The organism is Kitasatospora sp. NBC_01302, assembly GCF_035976515.1.
In the GTDB taxonomy this organism is placed as follows: domain Bacteria; phylum Actinomycetota; class Actinomycetes; order Streptomycetales; family Streptomycetaceae; genus Kitasatospora.
In genome coordinates this window covers 3,033,852-3,052,574 of record NZ_CP108404.1, presented here as the reverse complement: position 1 = coordinate 3,052,574, position 18,723 = coordinate 3,033,852, and the positions used below count along the sequence as shown (strand labels likewise).

Sequence of the window (18,723 nt, the reverse complement as noted above, 5' to 3'; positions counted from 1 at the left end):
CCGAATGTCACCCTAAAGTGGACAATTGTCGCGAGCCTGGTCGACCTCGACTGGTGATCCGGAGCGCCTTGATCGATCGTCAGCACTTTCCGGTCGCCACGGACGGCCCGACGGCCGTGCGCGAGGCGCTCGATCCCCGTCCACCGACCCCCGCCGAATGTCCGGTTATCCGTCGGTAGGCCCGCGGGGTGGCCCCGCCATGCTGACGGTCGAGCGCCCACCAGGTACCCTCCCGAGGTGTCCTGGAAGCCGCTTCGTACCCTGACCCCCCGCTCCGCCCTGCCTGCCGTGGCGGTGCTGCTGGTGCTCGGCGTGGGCGCCGCGGCGCACGCCAACCGCCCGGTCCCGTTCGGCGACCAGGTCTCGGAACCCGGTAACGCGCAGGCCAGCCCGGTGGGCGCCCAGTCGGCGGATCCGGTCGTCCCGGACTTCCGGGTGGGCCCCGGCCTGGAGGCGTACGACCCTTCGAGCGGCACGCTGCTCTGGTCCTACCGGCGCGACGGCGCCACCGCGCTGCACGTGACCCTGGTCGGCCAGAGCGCCATAGTGGTCTGGGACGACGGCATGGTCACCTCGGTGGAGATCAGCGACCACGAGGTCCGCTGGCACCGCGCGATGCCGGGCCTGGCCGAGTGGCTGCACGGGGACGGGGAGCCGGGCGCCGACCAGCGCACCGCGGCCCAGCGCAAGCAGCTGGAGCTGACCCGGGCCGCCGCCGCGGTGCAGGTCGCCTCGCAGACCCAGCCCTGGGTGCAGGTGCTCAGCCCCGGTCTGACCATGGGCTTCCGCGACAGCGACGGGGACCTGCGGTTCAACGCCCGCCCGCAGGCCGGCTGCGTCTTCGACGTGCTGGGCGCGGTCAGCACCGACGGCGCCGTGCTGGTGCCGCGCACCTGCACCGGCACCACCGGTTCCGGTCACCCGCTGCCCGGCTCGATCACCGGGTTCCGGATGGACCAGCCCGGCTACGTGCTCAACGCGGGCCCCACCGTCAAGCTCACCAAGCTGGACGGCACCCGGGTGCTGATCGACGACGGCCCGGTGCTCGGCAGCCGGGTCTTCGACACCGATCAGGGCGCCTCCGCGATCCCGTGCGGCAGCCCCGAGGAGCCGTTCGCCGCGGTCAAGCCGCCGGCCGGCTGCCCGGTGGCGGGCGGCGACAGCGGCGCCCACTGACCGGAAATTCATCGAGGGACGTCCGGCGCGCCCGGTAGACTGGCCGGCATGGCTGTTCTCCTCGGGCATTAGCGGCGGCAGTCGGTAGGCAAATCGGTCCGCGTCGGTAGTCGCGGGCCGCTGCCGTGCCGGACCGCCCAGCACCGCCCATACCCCCGCCGCGTCCCCGTGTCCGACCGCGCTGCCGCCCGCGTGCGCCGGTCCGCCCAGTTTCAGGAGTCTTCCCAGCCATGATTGCCGCCAACGCCCTCGAACTGCGCGCCGGTGCCCGCATCCTGATCGAGTCCGCCAGCTTCCGGGTCACCCCCGGTGACCGGATCGGTCTGGTCGGGCGCAACGGCGCCGGCAAGACCACGCTGACCAAGGTGCTGGCCGGCGAGGGCCTGCCGGCCTCCGGCACCGTCACCCGCTCCGGCGAGGTGGGCTACCTGCCGCAGGACCCGCGCACCGGCGACCTCGACGTGCTGGCCCGCGACCGGATCCTGTCGGCCCGCGGCCTCGACACCGTGCTCAAGAAGATGCGCGAGAACGAGGAGCGGATGGCCACCGGCAAGGGCGCCACCCGCGACAACGCGATGAAGAAGTACTCGCGCCTGGAGACCGAGTTCCTCACCAAGGGCGGGTACGCCGCCGAGGCCGAGGCCGCCACCATCGCCGCCGCGCTCGGGCTGCCCGACCGGATCCTCGGCCAGGAGCTGCACACGCTCTCCGGTGGCCAGCGCCGCCGGGTCGAGCTGGCCCGGATCCTCTTCTCGGACTCCGACGTGCTGCTGCTGGACGAGCCGACCAACCACCTCGACGCCGACTCGATCGCCTGGCTGCGCGACTTCCTGAAGACCTACAAGGGCGGCTTCATCGTGATCTCGCACGATGTCGAGCTGGTCGAGACGGTCGTCAACAAGGTCTTCTACCTGGACGCGAACCGCTCCTGCATCGACGTCTACAACATGGGCTGGAAGCAGTACCAGCAGCAGCGCGAGGACGACGAGAAGCGCCGCAAGCGCGAGCGGGCCAACGCCGAGAAGAAGGCGGCCACCCTCAACGCGCAGGCCGACAAGATGCGCGCCAAGGCCACCAAGACGGTCGCCGCGCAGAACATGGCCCGCCGTGCCGAGAAGCTGCTCTCCGGCCTGGAGGAGGTGCGGGCCTCCGACAAGGTGGCCAAGCTGCGCTTCCCCGACCCGGCCCCGTGCGGCAAGACCCCGCTGACGGCCAGGGACCTGTCCAAGTCCTACGGCTCGCTGGAGATCTTCACCGGCGTCGACCTGGCCATCGACCGCGGCTCGCGGGTCGTGGTGCTGGGCCTCAACGGCGCGGGCAAGACCACCCTGCTGCGGATGCTGGCCGGGGTGGAGGCGCCGGACACCGGCGAGGTGATCCCCGGCCACGGCCTGAAGATCGGCTACTACGCCCAGGAGCACGAGACGCTCGACCCCGAGCGCACCGTGCTGGAGAACATGCGTTCGTCCGCGCCGGACACCGACCTGGTGCAGATCCGCAAGATCCTCGGCTCCTTCCTGTTCTCCGGCGACGACGTCGACAAGCCGGCCGGCGTGCTCTCGGGCGGCGAGAAGACCCGCCTGGCGCTGGCCGCGCTGGTGGTCTCCTCGGCCAACGTGCTGCTGCTCGACGAGCCGACCAACAACCTGGACCCGGCCAGCCGTGAGGAGATCCTCGGCGCGCTGCGCACCTTCACCGGTGCGGTGGTGCTGGTCACCCACGACGAGGGCGCCGTGGACGCGCTGGAGCCGGAGCGGATCATCCTGCTGCCGGACGGCGTCGAGGACCTGTGGACCCCGGCGTACCACGATCTCGTCTCGCTGGCCTGACCGGCGGATCACCGGCCCCGACCGGTGACCGCCGGCGCTGATTTCCGCGTCGGATCCGCGCTGTCGCGGATCACCGCTCTGACCTCGCCCGTGACCGGTCCGCCGGTCGCGGGCGCTCGGCTTTCGTAGACACACGCTCCTGCATCCGGCCGAGCCTTTCTCATCAGAGATCCCCAATCGGGAATCCCGGGGCCTCGGATTCCGTTTTATTCGGACCCGCTGCTTTCACCGCCGGTCCGACCCTGCTGATCAGCTCTTTCGTCCGCCGACGCGGATTCGGCCGGGGTCGTGTACACCCAGGGTGAGCGCCACGACGCGCGCAAGGCGCCCCCGGGCGGAGCCCTTTTCGCAGGACAGACCTTGTCGAATGGGTGGCCAGGACGCTGGGGATGGGTGATCATGGGAATCTGACCGAGCACAGCTACGAGGAGGCACGGGTGGCCGAGACTCTGAAAAAGGGCAGCCGGGTGACAGGTGCCGCGCGTGAGAAGCTCGCGGCCGAGCTGAAGAAAAAGTACGACTCCGGCGCGAGCATTCGCGCACTCGCGGAGGAGACCGGCCGCTCGTACGGCTTCGTGCACCGGATGCTGAGCGAGTCCGGAGTCAATCTCCGGGGTCGTGGTGGCGCCACGCGTGGAAAGGCCAAGGCTGCTGCGGCAGCCGGTTCCTGACGTATCGTCAGACCGGGATGGTGGCCCTTCCTCCCGGTCGGCCGGTCGACACAGGCAGCAGGTTCCGACAGTTCGTCAGCACACCCCGACGCATCGGCGACCGTGACAGGTGCCCTCCCCCAGCCTCTGGCCGGGGGGACCCCCATGGCCGCCGATCGTCATGCCCGCGAGCTGCCGCGGATGGCGGTATCCAAGGCGCGGGCAATTAAGTTACTCTCCGGTAGATGAGTGGGCAGCGCGCTGGAGCCTGTCCCGACCCGTGCCGGAGGTGCCCATGACCGCGCCCGTCTCCACCCCTGCCACGCCGGACGCGTGGCGGCAGGCCGGTGTCGGCCTGGAGGTCGAGGGCGAACTCGCGACGGTGACGCTCTGCCACCCCCAGCGGCGCAACGCCCAGACTCCCGCGATGTGGCGCGCGCTGGCCGCGATCGGCCGCGAGCTGCCCGCGACCGTGCGGGTAGTGCTGCTCCAGGCCGAGGGCCTGTCCTTCTCGGCCGGCCTGGACCGGGCCATGTTCACCCCCGAGGGCCTGCCCGGCGAGCCGAACTTCCTGGCCCTGGCCGCGAGCCCGGACCAGGAGCTGGACGCCGCGATCGCCGGGTTCCAGGAGGCGTTCAGCTGGTGGCGCCGTCCCGACGTGATCACGATCGCCGCCGTGCAGGGGCATGCGGTGGGCGCCGGGTTCCAGCTCGCACTCGCCTGTGACCTGCGGATCTGCGCCGAGGACGCGCAGTTCGCGATGCGTGAGACCTCGCTCGGCCTGGTCCCCGACCTGACCGGCACCAAGCCGCTCACCGACCTGGTCGGCTACGCCAGGGCGCTGGAGATCTGTGCCACCGGCCGCTGGGTGCCCGCCGCCGAGGCGGTCGCGATCGGACTGGCCAACCAGGTGGTGCCGGGCACCGAGCTTTCCGGCGCGGCGCGCACGCTCGCCGCCGCGCTGCTCGCGGCGCCGCGCAACGCCGTGATCGAGACCAAGGCCCTGCTGCTCGGCGCGGGCGACCGCTGCTACGAGGAGCAGCGGGCCGCCGAGCGCGCGGCGCAGGCCCGTCGGCTGCGCGACCTGGCGGGGATCGGCGACTGACGCCGACCTGGACCGTCGGCCGCCCCTCGGGGCGGCCGCGATGCTGTGGGGCCCGGCTCTTGGAGGGGGAGAGCCGGGCCCCACTGTCATGCTCCGGAGGGCAGGCTCCGGGCGCGGGTTTCGTGGCGGAATGTCAGAGTTGGGACAGATTGCGGTATAGCTAGGGACATCCTTCAGGAGGCACCCCCATGCCCGAGACCCCCAAACCGTCCGATCTGACCAAGCCCGGGACCGCGCAGCACGGCACCCCTGCCGAGGAGCGCGGGCGCACCGCGCTGGCCGACGGAGTGGTGGAGAAGATCGCCGGCATGGCGGCCCGGGAGGTCCCGGGGATCCACGCGCTCGGCTCGGGACTGGCCAGGACCTTCGGGGCGGTGCGCGACCGGGTGCCCGGCGGGCGCTCCAGCATCTCGCGCGGCATCAAGGCCGAGGTGGGCGAGCGGCAGACGGCGATCGACATCGCGCTGGTCGTGGAGTACGGGGTGGTGATCCCGGAACTGGCGGCGACCGTGCGGCGCAACATCATCCAGGCGGTGGAGCGGATGACCGGCCTGGAGGTGGTCGAGGTGAACATCGCCGTCAACGACGTCCACCTGCCCGACGAGCCGGACGAGGAGGAGGGCGAGCCGCCCTCCTCGGAGCGGCGCGCCCGGGTCCAGTAATCAGCCCGTCCGACCGAAGACCGCACCGCTCGGGAGCTCATCTTGAATCTCGCCTTCATCGGCCTGGTCGCCGGCATGGCCCTGGGCTTCGCCGGCTACTTCGGCGGCTTCGCGGCCTTCCTGCTGGTCGCCGTGCTCGGCGCGGTGGGATTCGTGGTCGGGCGGGTGCTGGAGGGCGACCTCGACCTCGGCGACCTCGGCGACCTGCTGCGCAGCCGCGACCGGCGCCACTGATGACGGCCGGGGCGGGCGGCTCGGCCGGCTCCGCGATCGAGCGGGGCTGGGGGCGGGACACCGGCCGGGCCACACCGGCGGCCCGGCGCGGACGCCTGCGGATCGCCGACCGGGTGCTGACCCGGATCGCCCTGGTCGCGGCGCGCGGTGCGCTCGGGCACGGCGGTGCGGGGGAGGAGCCCCGGGTGGCGGTGGCCGTGGCGGACGGCGTGGCACGGGTGCGGGTGGGGGTGGACCTGCCGTTCCCCAGCGACCTGACCGCGCAGGCCGCGGCCGTGCAGGCGGCGGTCGCCGACCGGGTCGGCGCGCTGACCGGGATCCCGGTGCGCGAGGTGGTCGTGGTGGTGGAGCGCCTGCATCCGGTGGGCGGATCCGGTGACTGACCTCGCGCCGCAGCCCGCGGGCCCGCAGGAGCCGCCGCCGGCTCCCGGGGAGCGCCCGAGCGGGCCCGGCTACCGGGCGCCGCGCTCGCCCCGCACCAGGGCGGCCGCCCTGGTGGCGGTGCTGCTGCTGGCCGGCAGCGGGGTGCTGCTCTACGACGCGGCCTCCTCCTGGGCCGGGCACCGGCCCGGCAGCTGGCGCAGCTGGCTGGCCGGGCAGCTCGCCACCCGGCCGGTGGACTCCGGATGGGTGCGCGGCGGTGCGGTCGTGGTGCTGCTGCTCGGCGGCTGGCTGCTGTGGCTGGCCGTGGCCTCCGGCTCGCGGCGCTGGCTGGTGCTGCGCCAGGCCCCCTGGGTGGTGATCGACCGGATGGGGGTGGCGGCGCTGCTGGAGACCCGGGCGCTGGACCTGCCCATGGTGGCGGCGGCCCGGGTGCGGGTGGGACGGCGGCGGGTGCGGGTGACGGTGCACGGCAGCGCCGACCTGGCCGCCGCCCGGTCGGCGCTCGCGGCCGAGCTGGCGGCGGTCGGGCTGCTCCGGGAGCCGGGTCTGCAGGTGCGGGGCCGACCGGCCAAGCACCGGCCGCCGATGCACTAGGGCTTGTCCGGGGCGCGTTTCATCGAGGAGGTGTGGTGATGAGCCGAGCCACCGTCAACCGGTTGCTGCTCGGGCTGGTCGGACTGGTGCTGGTGCTGGGCACGCTGCTGGTGCTGGCCGGCGGCCTGCACGTGTACCGGCACCTGGGGGTGACGCCGCCGCGATGGTGGCCGCTGACCTCGCCGGGCCGACCGGTGCTGAGCACCGCCTCGCGCACCCGCTGGCGGGACCGGGGCTGGTGGTGGCCCGCGGTGGTGGCGGGCCTCGCCGCGGTGGCGCTGCTCTCGCTGGCCTGGCTGGTGGCGCAGCTGCGCCGCCCCGCGCCGGCCGAGCTGGAGCTGCCCACCCCCGGGGTGCCGGGCCTGCGGCTGCGGCTGCGCGGTGCGGCCTTGGCGGCGGCGGTCCAGTACGCGGCGCTGGACGTGCCGCAGGTGACGGCGGCGCGGGTGAGCCTGGTGGGAGGCGGCAAGGGGCTGCGGCTGCGCGCGCTGCTGCTGCTGGAACCCGGGGCCCGGGTGACGCGGGCGGTGCGGGAGTTCCGGTCCGGACCGCTCGACCACGCGGCGGCGGCGCTCGCCCACCAGGGCGAGCTACCGCAGGACCTGCGGATCCAGGTGGCCCCGACCGAGCCGCCCCGCCCCCCGCGGCCCCCGCGGCAGCCGCGCGGCCGGGCCGGGCGGGCCGCCCGGGTGCGGTGAGCCGAGCGGGCTCGGTGACCGGGTTGGTCACCGGATCGCTCACCGGGCGGGCGGTCAGAGAGCGTGCAGGGCACCGCCGTCGACCGGGATCATCAGGCCGGTGAGGTAGGAGGCGGCGGGGGAGAGCGCGAAGGCGGCGACGTTGCCGAACTCCTCGGGGGTGCCGTAGCGGCCCAGCGGGATCCGGGCACTGGCGGCGGTGCGGGCGGCGGCGGGGTCCGGGGCGAGGGAGTCCAGCTCGCGGACCCGGTCGGTGTCGATCCGGGCCGGCAGCAGGCCCAGCACCCGGATGCCACGCGGGCCCAGCTCGCCGGCCAGCGCCTTGGCGGCCATCGCCAGACCCGGGCGCAGGCCGTTGGAGATCCCGAGACCGGGGATCGGCTCGCGCACCGAGCTGGAGAGCACGAAGGCGATCACGCCGCCCTCGGTCAGCACGGCGGCGGCCGCACGGGCCAGCCGCAGGGCGCCGAGGAAGACCGTCTCGAAGGAGTCGCGCCAGGTCTCGTCGGTGGCGCTGAGCACCGGGCCGGCGGGCGGGCCGCCGACGCTGATCAGGATGCCGTCCAGCCGGCCGAAGCGGCGCAACGCGGCGGCCACCACCTGCTCGGCGGCGGCCGGGTCGTTGTTGTCGGCGACCAGCGCGGCGGCCGGGCCGTCGGGCGCGCCGCCGCCCAGGGCGGTCACGGCGGCGTCCAGGGACTCCTGCCGACGGCCCGTCAGAAGCACCTTGGCGCCGTCGGCGGTCAGCGCGCGGGCGGCGGCGAAGCCGAGTCCGCGGCTGGCGCCGGTGACCACGTACACCTTGTCCTGCAGTCCGAGATCCATGGCCTCATCCTGCCGCAGGGCGGTCCGGGGGTGCTGGGGCGGGCACCGGACGTCGGTTCGCGGGGCGCTGGGGAGTGCCCGCTCGATCCCGTCGGATCGGCGTGCGGAGCCGCAGGTCAGGCGTCCGGGTGCGGCGAGACGTCGGCCAGCAGCTGGAGGAAGGCGTCCTCGCCGATCACCGGGGTGCCCAGCTCGCGGGCCTTGCGGGCCTTGCCGCTCCAGCTGCCCGGCTCGTTGGTGACCAGCACGCTGGTGAGCCGGCTGACCGAGCTCGCGATGTGCAGGCCGGCCGCGATCGCGCGGTCCTCCAGCAGCTCGCGGTCGGTGGCGGTGTCGCCGGTGATCGCCACCCGCATGCCCTGGACCAGCGGGCCGTCCTGCTGCCAGCGCCCCGGGTTCGGGTACGGGCACGGCGGGCGCTTGCGGCTGGGGCGGTAGGAGGAGGACCACGAGCCGCGGGCGGCGGAGGGGGCGGGTGCGGTGGCGTCCTCGCCCAGGTCGGTCACGGCCACGCAGGTGGTCAGCGGCAGCGGCACCCCGCCGCTGAGGGCCAGCTGCAGGCTGGGCCGGAAGGCCTCGGCGAGCACCCGGGCGTCGTCGAGCGCGTTGTGCGCGTTGCGCTGCTGGACGCCGAAGTACTCCGCGAGGGTGGCGAGCTTGCCGTTGGCCAGCGGCAGGCCGAGGTCGCGGGAGAGGACCATGGTGCACAGCCGCTGCTCCACCGGGGCGCGCAGCCCGGCGCGGGAGTACTCACGGGAGATCATGTTCCAGTCGAAGAGCGCGTTGTGGGCGACCATGACCCGGTCGCGCAGCCGCTCGGCCAGCTCCTCGGCGATCTGCGGGAAGGTCGGCGCGTCGGCCAGCATCGCGGTGGTCAGGCCGTGGATCCAGACCGGGCCCGGGTCGCGCTCGGGGTTGACCAGGGTGTACCAGTGGTCGACCACCTCGCCCTCGGCGTCCAGCCGGTAGACGCCCGCGGAGATCACCCGGTCGGTCCGGCCCAGGCCCGTGGTCTCGACGTCGACCACCGCGTAGCCCGCGGGGCTCTCCTGCGGCAGGGCCGCGGGCGCGCCGGTGCGCTGGGTCGGGAACGGGCGAGCCGTGGGCTGGAGCGGATGCATGGTGCACCACTTTAAGGGGCGTCACCGTCGGCGCACGACGTGATCGTCCGGCACGCTGGTCGGGCGGGGCGGGAATAGAGTGGCCGAGGGGGCGGTCGTACTTGCGGAGCAAGGTATTCCGTTTCTCTGTTCGAAGGACATCGACATGCGTGCCACCGTGATCCACGGCCCCCGTGACATCCGGATCGAGGAGGTCCCCGACCCGGTGGTCCAGCGGCCGACCGATGCCGTGGTGCGGGTGGTCAACGCCTGCATCTGCGGCAGTGACCTGTGGGCCTACCGCGGGGTGGCCGCCCGTGAGCCGGGGCAGCGGATCGGGCACGAGTTCCTCGGCATCGTCGAGGAGGTGGGCTCCGAGGTCGGCCGGTTCGAGGCCGGGGACTTCGTGGTCGCACCGTTCGTCTGGTCGGACGGCACCTGTGACTTCTGTCGCGACGGGCTGCAGACGTCCTGTCCGCACGGCGGCTTCTGGGGCAGTGTCGGCTCGGACGGCGGGCAGGGCGAGGCGGTGCGGGTTCCGTTCGCCGACGGCACCCTGGTCAAGCTGCCCAGGGACGCGGCCACCGACCAGGCGCTGCTGCCCAGCCTGCTCGCGCTCTCCGACGTGATGGCCACCGGGCACCACGCGGCGGTCTCGGCCAGGGTCCGCCCGGGGTCGACGGTGGCGGTGGTGGGCGACGGCGCGGTGGGCCTGTGCGGGGTGCTGGCCGCACACCGGCTCGGCGCCGGCCGGATCATCGCGCTGGGCCGCCACGAGATGCGCACCGGGATCGCGCGCAGGTTCGGCGCCACCGACGTGGTGCCGGACCGCGGTGAGGCGGCGGTCGAGAAGGTGCGCGAGCTGACCGGCGGTCAGGGCGCGCACGCGGTGCTGGAGGCGGTGGGCACCGAGGAGTCGATGCGCACCGCGATCTCGATCGCCCGGGACGGCGGCGCCGTCGGCTACGTCGGGGTGCCGCACGGCGGCAGCGCGGGCGTGGACATCGGCCAGATGTTCGGCCGCAACGTGACGCTGGGCGGCGGCGTGGCGCCGGCCCGTGCGTACATCCCCGAGCTGCTCGCCGATGTGCTGGCCGGGGACATCGAGCCGGGCCTGGTCTTCGACCGCACGGTCGGGCTGGCCGAGGTGCCGCAGGGGTACCAGGCGATGGACGACCGCTCGGCGCTCAAGGTGCGGATCGCGTTCTAGGGCCCGCGCGGCGCGGGGCCGGCTGAGGTCATCCGGATAATCTGATAAGACGTCAACTTCTTGAGGGGCTTTACCAGTTATTGGTGAAGCCCCTCAAGTCGTGTCCGAAGATCGGCGCTGGACGGCGCCTTTCGGCCAGTTTCCTACGGCGCCGGTGTGAAGAGTGCGCCGAACGTGTCCAATTCGCGTTTCGCAGGGAACCACTCGCTCTTAGCATGCATCGGCACGCACAGGACGCGTGATGCCCATCACGTCCCAGGTGCCCCACCGGCGCAGCTCCGCGCGGTCGTTCCCCGTCCCCCCTTGGCCGCGCGGCCTGTCCCCCCAAGACGTCAGGAGAGACGGAGTGGACCATCCCCCGCAGCCCGGAATCCGACCCGACGGCCCCGCCGCCGGTCCCGCTCCCACCACCGGTGCGGTGGCACAGATCGAGCGGAGTCCCGAGTTCCGCGCCCTGCGCAGCGCCTTCCACGGCTTCGCCTTCCCGGTGACCGTGGCCTTCCTGTTCTGGTACCTGCTGTACGTGCTGCTGTCCTGCTACGCGCACGACTTCATGGCCACCACCCTGTTCGGGCATGTCAACACGGCCCTGCTGCTCGGGCTGCTGCAGTTCGCGAGCACCTTCGCGATCGCCGCCCGGTACGCCGGCTTCGCCGCCCGCCGGCTCGACCCGCGCGCCGCGGAGCTGCGAGAACGCCATAGTTCCGCCATGCCCGCCCCCTCCCGGGAGGCAGTCGAATGACCCACCCGAGCAGCCTCGCGCTGGCCGGCCCCGCCGACCACCGAGCCCTGACCATCTCGCTGTTCGCCCTGTTCGTGCTGGCCACCCTGGCCATCACGCTCCGGGCCGGGCGGCAGACCAGGACCGCGACCGACTTCTACGCCGGCGGGCGCGGCTTCAGCGGCCTGCAGAACGGGCTCGCGATCTCCGGCGACTACATGTCCGCCGCCTCGTTCCTCGGCATCGCCGGCGCCATCGCGCTGGCCGGCTACGACGGCTTCCTCTACTCGATCGGCTTCCTGGTGGCCTGGCTGGTCGCGCTGCTGCTGATCGCCGAACCGCTGCGCAACTCCGGCCGCTACACGATGGCGGACGTGCTGGCCTTCCGGATGCGCCAGCGCCCGGTGCGCACCGCGGCGGGCATCTCCACCATCGTGGTCTCGGTCTTCTACCTGCTGGCCCAGATGGTCGGGGCCGGCTCGCTGGTCGCCCTGCTGCTCGGCGTCCACGGCGAGGCCGCCCAGCGCTGGACGGTGGTGGCGGTCGGCGCGCTGATGGTGCTGTACGTCACCGTCGGCGGGATGAAGGGCACCACCTGGGTGCAGATCGTCAAGGCGGTGCTGCTGATCCTGGGCGCCGCCCTGATGACGGTCCTAGTGCTGGCCAGGTACGACTTCAACCCCTCCACCCTGCTGGGCGCCGCCGCGCACGCCAGCGGCAAGGGCTCGGCGTTCCTGTCCCCCGGGCTCAAGTACGGGGTGAGCGGCACCAGTCGGCTGGACTTCGTCAGCCTGGCCCTGGCCCTGGTGCTCGGCACCGCCGGACTGCCGCACGTGCTGGTCCGCTTCTACACCGTGCCCACCGCGCGCACGGCCCGGACCTCGGTGCTCTGGGCGATCGGGATCATCGGCGTCTTCTACCTGATGACGCTGGTGCTCGGCTTCGGCGCGGCGGCCCTGGTCGGGCCGAAGGCGATCAAGGCCTCCAATACGGCGGGCAACACCGCGGCCCCGCTGCTGGCCCAGCAACTGGGCGGCGGCGCGGGCTCCACCGGCGGCGCGCTGCTGCTCGCGGTGATCTCGGCGGTGGCCTTCGCCACCATCCTCGCCGTGGTCGCCGGGCTCACCCTGGCCTCCTCCGCCTCCTTCGCCCATGACCTCTATGCCGGAGTGCTGCGCCGGGGCCGGGTCAGCGAGGGCGAGGAGGTGCGCTCGGCCAAGCTGGCGGCGGTGGTGATCGGGGCGGTGGCGATCGCGCTGAGCATCTACGCGGACAAGCTGAACACTGCCGCCCTGGTCGCGCTGGCCTTCGCGGTGGCGGCCTCGGCCAACCTGCCGACGCTGCTCTACTCGCTGTTCTGGCGGCGCTTCACCACCAGCGGCGCGGTCTGCTCGATCTATGCGGGGCTGGTCAGCTCGGTGCTGCTGGTGGTCTTCTCGCCGGTGGTCTCGGGCAGCCCGGCCGCGCTCTTCCCGCACGCGGACTTCCACTGGTTCCCGTTGGAGAACCCCGGGCTGGTCTCGATCCCGGTCGGCTTCCTGGCCGGCTGGCTCGGCACCCTGTTCTCCCGCCGCCCGGCCGATCCGGCGAAGTACGCTGAACTGGAGGTTCGTTCCCTCACCGGGATCGGCGCGCACTGAGGCCCGAGATCCCGCCGGTCTATGCTTGCGCCCGGTCCGCCGTCGGCGGGCCGGGCGCCGGTTCGGCGCTGGGGAGCGCCGGACGAGAAGGGACTGGTGGGCACCGTGCTGCTGGACAGCCATGGACGGCAGGCCGTCGATCTGCGGGTCTCGCTCACCGACCGGTGCAACCTGCGGTGCACGTACTGCATGCCCGAGGAGGGCCTGCAGTGGCTCGGCAAGCCGGAGCTGCTGACCGACGAGGAGATCGTCCGCCTGGTCTCGCTCGCGGTGACCGCGCTCGGGGTGCGCGAGGTGCGGTTCACCGGGGGTGAGCCGCTGCTGCGGCCCGGGCTGGTCGGTATCGTCGCGGCCTGCGCACAGCTGGCGCCGCGTCCCGAGCTCTCGCTCACCAGCAACGGCATCGGCCTGGCGCGCACCGCGCGGGCGCTGCGGGAGGCGGGTCTGGACCGGGTCAACGTCTCGCTGGACACGCTGGATCCGCAGACCTTCCACACCCTGACCCGCCGCCGTCGCCACCAGGACGTGCTCGACGGCCTGGCCGCGGCCGAGGCCGCGGGGCTGACGCCGGTCAAGCTCAACGCGGTGCTGATGCGCGGGGTCAACGACCACGAGGCGCCCGAGCTGCTCGCCTGGTGCCTGGAGCGCGGCTACCAGCTGCGGTTCATCGAGCAGATGCCGCTGGACGCGCAGCACGGCTGGGACCGCTCCCGGATGGTCACCGCCGAGGAGATCCTCGACCTGCTCGCCGCCCGCTTCACCCTCACCCCCGAGCCCAGCACGGTGCGCGGGGCCGCGCCGGCCGAGCGCTGGGTGGTCGACGGCGGGCCCGGGACGGTCGGGGTGATCGCCTCCGTCACCCGCCCGTTCTGCCGGGCCTGCGACCGGACCCGGCTGACCGCCGACGGCCAGGTGCGCAACTGCCTCTTCGCCACCGGCGAGACCGACCTGCGCACCGCGCTGCGGGCGGGCGCCTCGGACGCCGAGCTGGGCGACCTGTGGCGGGCGGCTATGTGGGGCAAGAAGGCGGGCGCGGGGATAGACGACCCGCAGTTCCACCAGCCGGACCGGCCGATGTCGGCGATCGGCGGCTGACCGGCGGTCAGTGCTCCGGGGGAGTGTCCGACTGCGCCGCCCAGTCGGCCAGGGCCACCACCTCGCGCAGGAAGCCGCGCACGCCCAGGAACTGGGACAGGTGCTCGCGGTGCTCGGCGCAGGCGAGCCAGGTCTTGCGGCGCTCGGGGGTGTGCAGCTTGGGGTTGTTCCACACCAGCACCCAGACGGCGTCCGCCTGGCAGCCCTTGGCCGAGCAGACGGGGGGACCGGAGGGGCCGCCGGCCGCGTTGCCGAAGAAGTCGATGCTCATGATCGAAGTTTCTCACCCGGCGGGGCTGAGCAGGATTGCACCATGCTCTTGAAGTGGACATGGCGTCGCGTGGACATGGCGACGCCGGGCAGCCACGGGGGGAGCCGCCCGGCGTCGGTCCATCGCCCCGACGGGGGATGCGGAGCGCGTACGCAGTATGTCACGGAAAGGAGGGGGTTTGGCTAGAGCCCGCATGACTTATTTGAGCTTCTCCTGAGGTTCAGTGGCCCCATAGGGCAGCAAAATTGGGCAATCCGGGCACAGCTGATATGAAACCTCAGCTGTGCCGTCGACGTGCCTGTGTACGGAGAGTCAGCATGCGGTGCTTGTGTCCGGCTCGCCGTCCGCGGGGCCGGTGGCGGTCTCGGCGCCCAGCGGGCCGGTGCCGAGCGGGCCGGTGCCGCCCGGGCCGAGCATCAGGGGGGTGGCGGCCGGCACGTCGAAGGTGCTCGGCAGACCCGGTGCGCGCTCGCGCCCGGCGTTGGCGATGATCACCGCGAAGTACGGCAGCAGCACCCCACCGACCAGTGCGCCGATCGCCACGTAGCGCTCGACGTTCCACAGGGCCACCGCCAGCAGCACGCAGAGGGTGCGGACCAGCATCGAGATCACATAGCGGCGCTGGCGCCCGCGGACGTCCTCGGTGAGGCTGGTCCGGGCCCCGGTGATCCGGAAGACCTGCTTGTCGTCCGTGCTCCTGCCCACCTGCATCGCCGCCTCAGCTCCCGCCGCTCCCACCCGCGCGACACCGATTCCGCCCGGTTTGGTCCACGGTACGCCGGGCCGCGCCCGGGAAGGAGAGCGGGGGAGCCGGCCGTTACGGCGCGCCGGTCGGGGTGTGAACGGTGAGGTGGGTGGGCGGGACGTGGTCGGTGAGCCAGACGCCGTTGTCGCTGCGCCGGAACCGGTGCCCGGCGGCGGCCAGCGCGGCGGCGTCGACCCGCAGCACCACCGGGCTCCCGTGCCGGGCACCGACCTTGAGCGCGGTCGCCACGTCGGCCGAGAGGTGGACGTCCTGACGGCTCATCGGGCGCAGGCCCTCGGCGAAGATGGCCGGCAGCGAGCGGCCGGCGGTGCCGTGGTAGAGCACCGCGGGCGGCTCGGCCGCGGCCAGGCCGAGGTCGACGGCCACCGAGTGGCCCTGGTTGGCGCGGATCCGCCGCCCGTCCTCGGAGAAGCCGAAGCGCTGCTTGTCGCTGGTGGCCACGATGTGGTCCAGGTCGGCGCGGCCGAGCCGGTTGCCGTGCCGGGCGAGGGCGGCGAGCAGCGCGTCGATCGCCACCCAGCCGCCCTCGTCCAGGGTCAGGCCGACGGATCCCGGGTCGTGCCGGAGTATCCGGGAGAGCCGCTTGGAGGCCTTGACCGTGTGCTTGTCGTCCAAAGAGGGTTCCTTGCTCACGGCCTAGGAGGCCTGGCTGACCGAGCTCATGTTGAAGTCCTTGACCCGCACCGGGGGCATCGCGGCGCGGCTGAACCAGTCGCTCCACTCGCGGGGCAGGCAGTGCTCGGTGCGGCCGGCCTCGGTGATCCGGCCGAGCAGGTCGACCGGGGACTCGTTGAAGCGGAAGTTGTTGACCTCGCCGACCACCCGGCCGTCCTCGACCAGGTAGACGCCGTCCCGGGTCAGGCCGGTGAGCAGCAGGGTGGCCGGGTCCACCTCGCGGATGTACCAGAGGCAGGTGAGCAGCAGCCCGCGCTCGGTGCTCGCGACCAGCTCGGCCATGGTCGGGGCGGCGCGCTGGTCGGCCAGTTCGAGGATCAGGTTGTCGGCCGCCGGGCGCAGCGGCAGGCCGGTGACGGCGGCGGTGTGCCGGGTGGTCTGCAGGCCGGCCACCTCGCCCTTGGAGATCCACTCGGTGGCGCCCACCGGCAGGCCGTTGTCGAAGACCGAGCGGTCGTCGTGCGAGGCGTGCGCGAGGACGAACGGCGCGCTCTGCAGGCCGGGTTCGGCCGGGTCGGAGCGCAGCGTCAGCGGCAGGTCGGTGAGCCGCTCGCCCAGCCGGGTGCCGCCGCCGGGGCGGCTGAAGACGGTGCGGCCCTCGGCGGCCTCGCGGGCATCCATCGCCCAGCACAGCGAGATCATCAGGTCGGCCAGCGCGGAGGGCGGCAGCAGGGTCTCGTAGCGGCCGGCCGGCAGCTCGATCCGGCGCTTGCCCCACTCCAGGCGCTCGGTGAGCGAGGCCTGCAGGGCGGCCACGTCCACGTCGGTGAAGTCGCGGGTGGCGGCCCCGGCCCAGGCGGAGGAGCCGTGCGCCTTGGCGTTCAGCTCCACGGTGCCGGTGGGCTGGTCGTGGCGCAGCCGCAGGCCGGTGGAGCTGCCCAGGTAGGTGCTGGTCAGCTCGTGGTGGGCGAAGCCGTAGAGCGCCTGGCCGGCGGACCTGGCCCGGGCGAAGGCCGCGCCGAGCTCGGGGGCGAGGGCGGCGAAGACGTCGATCGAGGTCTCGGCGGGCGGCGCGGTGAAGTCGGCGGAGACCGGAGCCGCGGGCAGCAGCGGCTGGGCGTCCTCGGCCGGGCCGGCCGCCCGCGCCGCGTCCTCGGCGGCGCGGACCAGCTCCGCCAGCTCGTCTCCGGTGACCGCCTCCCGGGAGACCACGCCGGCGGCGGTGCCCTCGGTGCCGTCCACGGTGGCCACCACGGTCACCCAGCGGCCACGGGTCACGCCGTTGGTGGTCAGCGCGCTGCCGGGGCGCGAGTCCACCGCGGCCCAGCGCAGGTTGGCGGTGGACTTCTCGTCGACCAGGACCACGCAGCCGTCGGCCCGGGACAGCTCCAGGGCGCGTTCGACCAGCTCGTGGGGGGTGTGCTGGGTGGCCATCAGTGCGCCGCCTCCTGCTGCGTGTTGAGGATGCTGACCTGCTCGAAGAGGGCGGACGGGCAGCCGTGGCTGACCGCGGCGATCTGACCCGGCTGCGCCTTGCCGCAGTTGAAGGCGCCGGCCAGCAGGTAGGTCTGCGGCCCGCCCACCGCGCGCATCGAGCGCCAGAAGTCGGTGGTGGTCGCCTGGTAGGCGAAGTCCTTGACCTGGCCGCCGAGCCGGCCGTTCTTGATGGTGTAGGCCCGCTGCGCGGTGAACTGGAAGTTGTACCGCTGCATGTCGATCGACCAGGAGCGGTCGCCGACCAGGTAGAGCCCGTTCTCGACCCCGGCGAACAGCTCGGCGGTGTCCGGCCCGTCGGCGGCCGGCTGGAGCGAGACGTTGGCCATCCGCTGCACCGGGACGTGCGCGGGGGAGTCGGCGAAGGCGCACCCGTTGGACCGGCCCAGGCCCTTCGCCTTCGCCATCCGGCGGTCGAGCTGGTACCCGGTCAGGACGCCGTCGGTGACCAGGTCCCAGGACTGGGTGGCCACCCCCTCGTCGTCGTAGCCGATGGTGGCCAGGCCGTGTTCGGCGGTCCGGTCGCCGGTGACGTGCATCAGCTCCGAGCCGTAGCGCAGCGTGCCGAGCTGGTCGAAGGTGGCGAAGGAGGTGCCGGCGTAGGCGGCCTCGTAGCCGAGCGCGCGGTCCAGCTCGGTGGCGTGGCCGATCGACTCGTGGATGGTCAGCCAGAGGTTGGTGGGGTCGATCACCAGGTCGTAGCGGCCCGCCCGGACGCTGGGGGCCTTGACCTTCTCGGCCAGGTGCTCGGGCAGCTGGGCCAGTTCGCCCTGCCAGTCCCAGCCGGTGGCGTGGCGGCCGGGTCCGGCGCCCGGGGCCCCGGCGAGGTACTCCCAGCCGCGCCCCACCGGCGGGGCCAGGGTGCGCATCGACTCGAAGGCGCCGGTGCGCTCGTCCACCGAGACCGCCTCCAGCGTGGGATTCAGCCGGATCCGCTGCTGGGTGGTGACGGTGCCGGCGCTGTCGGCGTAGAACTTGTTCTCCTGCACGGTCATCAGCTGGGCGTCCACGTGCGAGACGCCCTCGGCGGCCAGCAGGCGGGCGCTCCAGTCGGCCAGCAGGCCGGTCTTCTCGGCGTCCGGCACGTCGAAGGGGTTGATCTCGTAGGAGGAGACCCAGGTGGCGTCGGCGTGCACCGGCTCGTCGGCCAGCTCCACCAGGTCGTCGGAGCCGGCCGCCCGGCTGATCCGGGCCGACAACCGGGCCACCGCGACGGCCTGTTCGGCCACCTTGGCGGCGGCCTGCTCGGTGAGGTCGACCCCGGCGGCGAAGCCCCAGGCGCCGTCCAGCACCACCCGCACCGCGTAGCCGAGGCTCAGCGTGTCGGCGCTGCCGGCCGGCTTGGCGTCGCGCAGTCGCAGGGTGCCGTTGCGCACCCGCTCCAGGCGGAAGTCGGCATGGGAGGCGCCGAGTTGCCCGGCCCGCTCGAGGGCGGCGGCGGCCAGCCGATGCAGCGGCAGGGCGAGGAAGAGCGGATCGACCGGGCGGCCGGACGGTGCGCTGCTGGTGGTCGGCGGCATCGGACTCCCTGGGTGTGACACGGCGATGCGGGGCCCCTTGAGCACAACAGGGGCTCCCGCATCGAATCATGTCCTGTCACCGGGGTTCTCGGCCAGGAAATATCGCGCCGTCTGCCTGACGGAACGTCAGATTC

General features: G+C 73.4%; 20 protein-coding genes. 13 read left to right on the top strand and 7 right to left on the bottom strand.

Features of this window, described 5'->3' with window-relative positions; translation table 11 throughout:
* The first annotated feature begins 237 nt into the window (after positions 1–237).
* The 9 genes from OG294_RS12545 to OG294_RS12505 all read left to right on the top strand — a co-directional run bounded on the left by OG294_RS12545 (position 238) and on the right by OG294_RS12505 (position 7,332).
* On the top strand, positions 238–1,176 hold the full coding sequence (locus OG294_RS12545) for a hypothetical protein (RefSeq protein WP_327066561.1): 939 nt from the start codon (positions 238–240) through the stop codon (positions 1,174–1,176).
* 230 nt (positions 1,177–1,406) lie between these two features.
* Positions 1,407–3,005 carry an ABC-F family ATP-binding cassette domain-containing protein gene (locus OG294_RS12540; protein ID WP_327066560.1) on the top strand — a complete coding sequence of 533 codons (1,599 nt, stop codon included), beginning with the start codon at positions 1,407–1,409 and terminating at the stop codon, positions 3,003–3,005.
* Positions 3,006–3,442: 437 nt separating this feature from the next.
* Entirely contained in the window at positions 3,443–3,676 is a 234-nt protein-coding gene (locus tag OG294_RS12535) for a helix-turn-helix domain-containing protein (RefSeq protein WP_035843861.1), read from the top strand.
* Positions 3,677–3,950: 274 nt separating this feature from the next.
* A complete protein-coding gene (locus OG294_RS12530; RefSeq protein ID WP_327066559.1) occupies positions 3,951–4,760 on the top strand; it encodes an enoyl-CoA hydratase/isomerase family protein in 810 nt (269 codons plus the stop codon).
* A 188-nt stretch (positions 4,761–4,948) separates the two neighbouring features.
* The gene (locus tag OG294_RS12525) at positions 4,949–5,422 is read left to right on the top strand and encodes an Asp23/Gls24 family envelope stress response protein (RefSeq protein WP_327066558.1); all 474 of its coding nucleotides are present in this window, start codon (positions 4,949–4,951) and stop codon (positions 5,420–5,422) included.
* Positions 5,423–5,464: 42 nt separating this feature from the next.
* Positions 5,465–5,656 (top strand): hypothetical protein, encoded by a 192-nt coding sequence (locus OG294_RS12520; protein ID WP_327066557.1) that lies wholly within the window; start codon positions 5,465–5,467, stop codon positions 5,654–5,656.
* The gene (locus OG294_RS12515; protein ID WP_327066556.1) at positions 5,656–6,039 is read left to right on the top strand and encodes a hypothetical protein; all 384 of its coding nucleotides are present in this window, start codon (positions 5,656–5,658) and stop codon (positions 6,037–6,039) included. Before OG294_RS12520 ends, OG294_RS12515 begins: the two co-directional genes overlap by 1 nt.
* Positions 6,032–6,634: a DUF6286 domain-containing protein gene (locus OG294_RS12510; RefSeq protein ID WP_327066555.1), complete on the top strand. Its 603-nt coding sequence runs from the start codon at positions 6,032–6,034 to the stop codon at positions 6,632–6,634. Before OG294_RS12515 ends, OG294_RS12510 begins: the two co-directional genes overlap by 8 nt.
* Positions 6,635–6,672: 38 nt before the next feature.
* Positions 6,673–7,332 (top strand): alkaline shock response membrane anchor protein AmaP, encoded by a 660-nt coding sequence (locus OG294_RS12505; protein ID WP_327066554.1) that lies wholly within the window; start codon positions 6,673–6,675, stop codon positions 7,330–7,332.
* A 54-nt stretch (positions 7,333–7,386) separates the two neighbouring features.
* Here the strand turns inward: OG294_RS12505 and OG294_RS12500 are convergent, their stop codons facing one another.
* Together OG294_RS12500 and OG294_RS12495 are read right to left on the bottom strand one after the other, a co-directional pair.
* A complete protein-coding gene (locus OG294_RS12500) occupies positions 7,387–8,157 on the bottom strand; it encodes an SDR family oxidoreductase (protein WP_327066553.1) in 771 nt (256 codons plus the stop codon).
* Between the two features lie 116 nt (positions 8,158–8,273).
* Positions 8,274–9,278: a DEDDh family exonuclease gene (locus OG294_RS12495; protein WP_327066552.1), complete on the bottom strand. Its 1,005-nt coding sequence runs from the start codon at positions 9,276–9,278 to the stop codon at positions 8,274–8,276.
* A 145-nt stretch (positions 9,279–9,423) separates the two neighbouring features.
* Here OG294_RS12495 and OG294_RS12490 point away from each other — a divergent pair, with 145 nt between their 5' ends.
* From OG294_RS12490 to moaA, 4 genes are all read left to right on the top strand, one after another.
* A complete protein-coding gene (locus tag OG294_RS12490; RefSeq protein WP_327066551.1) occupies positions 9,424–10,467 on the top strand; it encodes a zinc-dependent alcohol dehydrogenase family protein in 1,044 nt (347 codons plus the stop codon).
* Positions 10,468–10,813: 346 nt separating this feature from the next.
* On the top strand, positions 10,814–11,209 hold the full coding sequence (locus tag OG294_RS12485; protein WP_327066550.1) for a DUF485 domain-containing protein: 396 nt from the start codon (positions 10,814–10,816) through the stop codon (positions 11,207–11,209).
* Positions 11,206–12,828: a solute symporter family protein gene (locus tag OG294_RS12480; RefSeq protein ID WP_327066549.1), complete on the top strand. Its 1,623-nt coding sequence runs from the start codon at positions 11,206–11,208 to the stop codon at positions 12,826–12,828. Before OG294_RS12485 ends, OG294_RS12480 begins: the two co-directional genes overlap by 4 nt.
* 105 nt (positions 12,829–12,933) lie before the next feature.
* Complete coding sequence (gene moaA / locus OG294_RS12475) at positions 12,934–13,923, top strand: GTP 3',8-cyclase MoaA (RefSeq protein WP_327071522.1); 990 nt, start codon at positions 12,934–12,936, stop codon at positions 13,921–13,923.
* Positions 13,924–13,930: 7 nt separating this feature from the next.
* On the opposite strand, the gene OG294_RS12470 is transcribed toward moaA, so the two are convergent.
* From OG294_RS12470 to OG294_RS12450, 5 genes are all read right to left on the bottom strand, one after another.
* Positions 13,931–14,194 carry a hypothetical protein gene (locus OG294_RS12470; protein ID WP_327066548.1) on the bottom strand — a complete coding sequence of 88 codons (264 nt, stop codon included), beginning with the start codon at positions 14,192–14,194 and terminating at the stop codon, positions 13,931–13,933.
* Positions 14,195–14,506: 312 nt separating this feature from the next.
* Positions 14,507–14,905, bottom strand: a complete 399-nt coding sequence (locus tag OG294_RS12465) for a DUF3099 domain-containing protein (protein WP_442789146.1) — start codon at positions 14,903–14,905, stop codon at positions 14,507–14,509.
* Positions 14,906–15,011: 106 nt separating this feature from the next.
* The gene (locus OG294_RS12460) at positions 15,012–15,575 is read right to left on the bottom strand and encodes an RNA 2'-phosphotransferase (RefSeq protein WP_327066546.1); all 564 of its coding nucleotides are present in this window, start codon (positions 15,573–15,575) and stop codon (positions 15,012–15,014) included.
* Positions 15,576–15,596: 21 nt separating this feature from the next.
* Positions 15,597–17,009, bottom strand: a complete 1,413-nt coding sequence (locus tag OG294_RS12455) for a metallopeptidase TldD-related protein (protein ID WP_327066545.1) — start codon at positions 17,007–17,009, stop codon at positions 15,597–15,599.
* The gene (locus OG294_RS12450; protein WP_327066544.1) at positions 17,009–18,589 is read right to left on the bottom strand and encodes a TldD/PmbA family protein; all 1,581 of its coding nucleotides are present in this window, start codon (positions 18,587–18,589) and stop codon (positions 17,009–17,011) included. Before OG294_RS12450 ends, OG294_RS12455 begins: the two co-directional genes overlap by 1 nt.
* Positions 18,590–18,723: the final 134 nt, after the last annotated feature.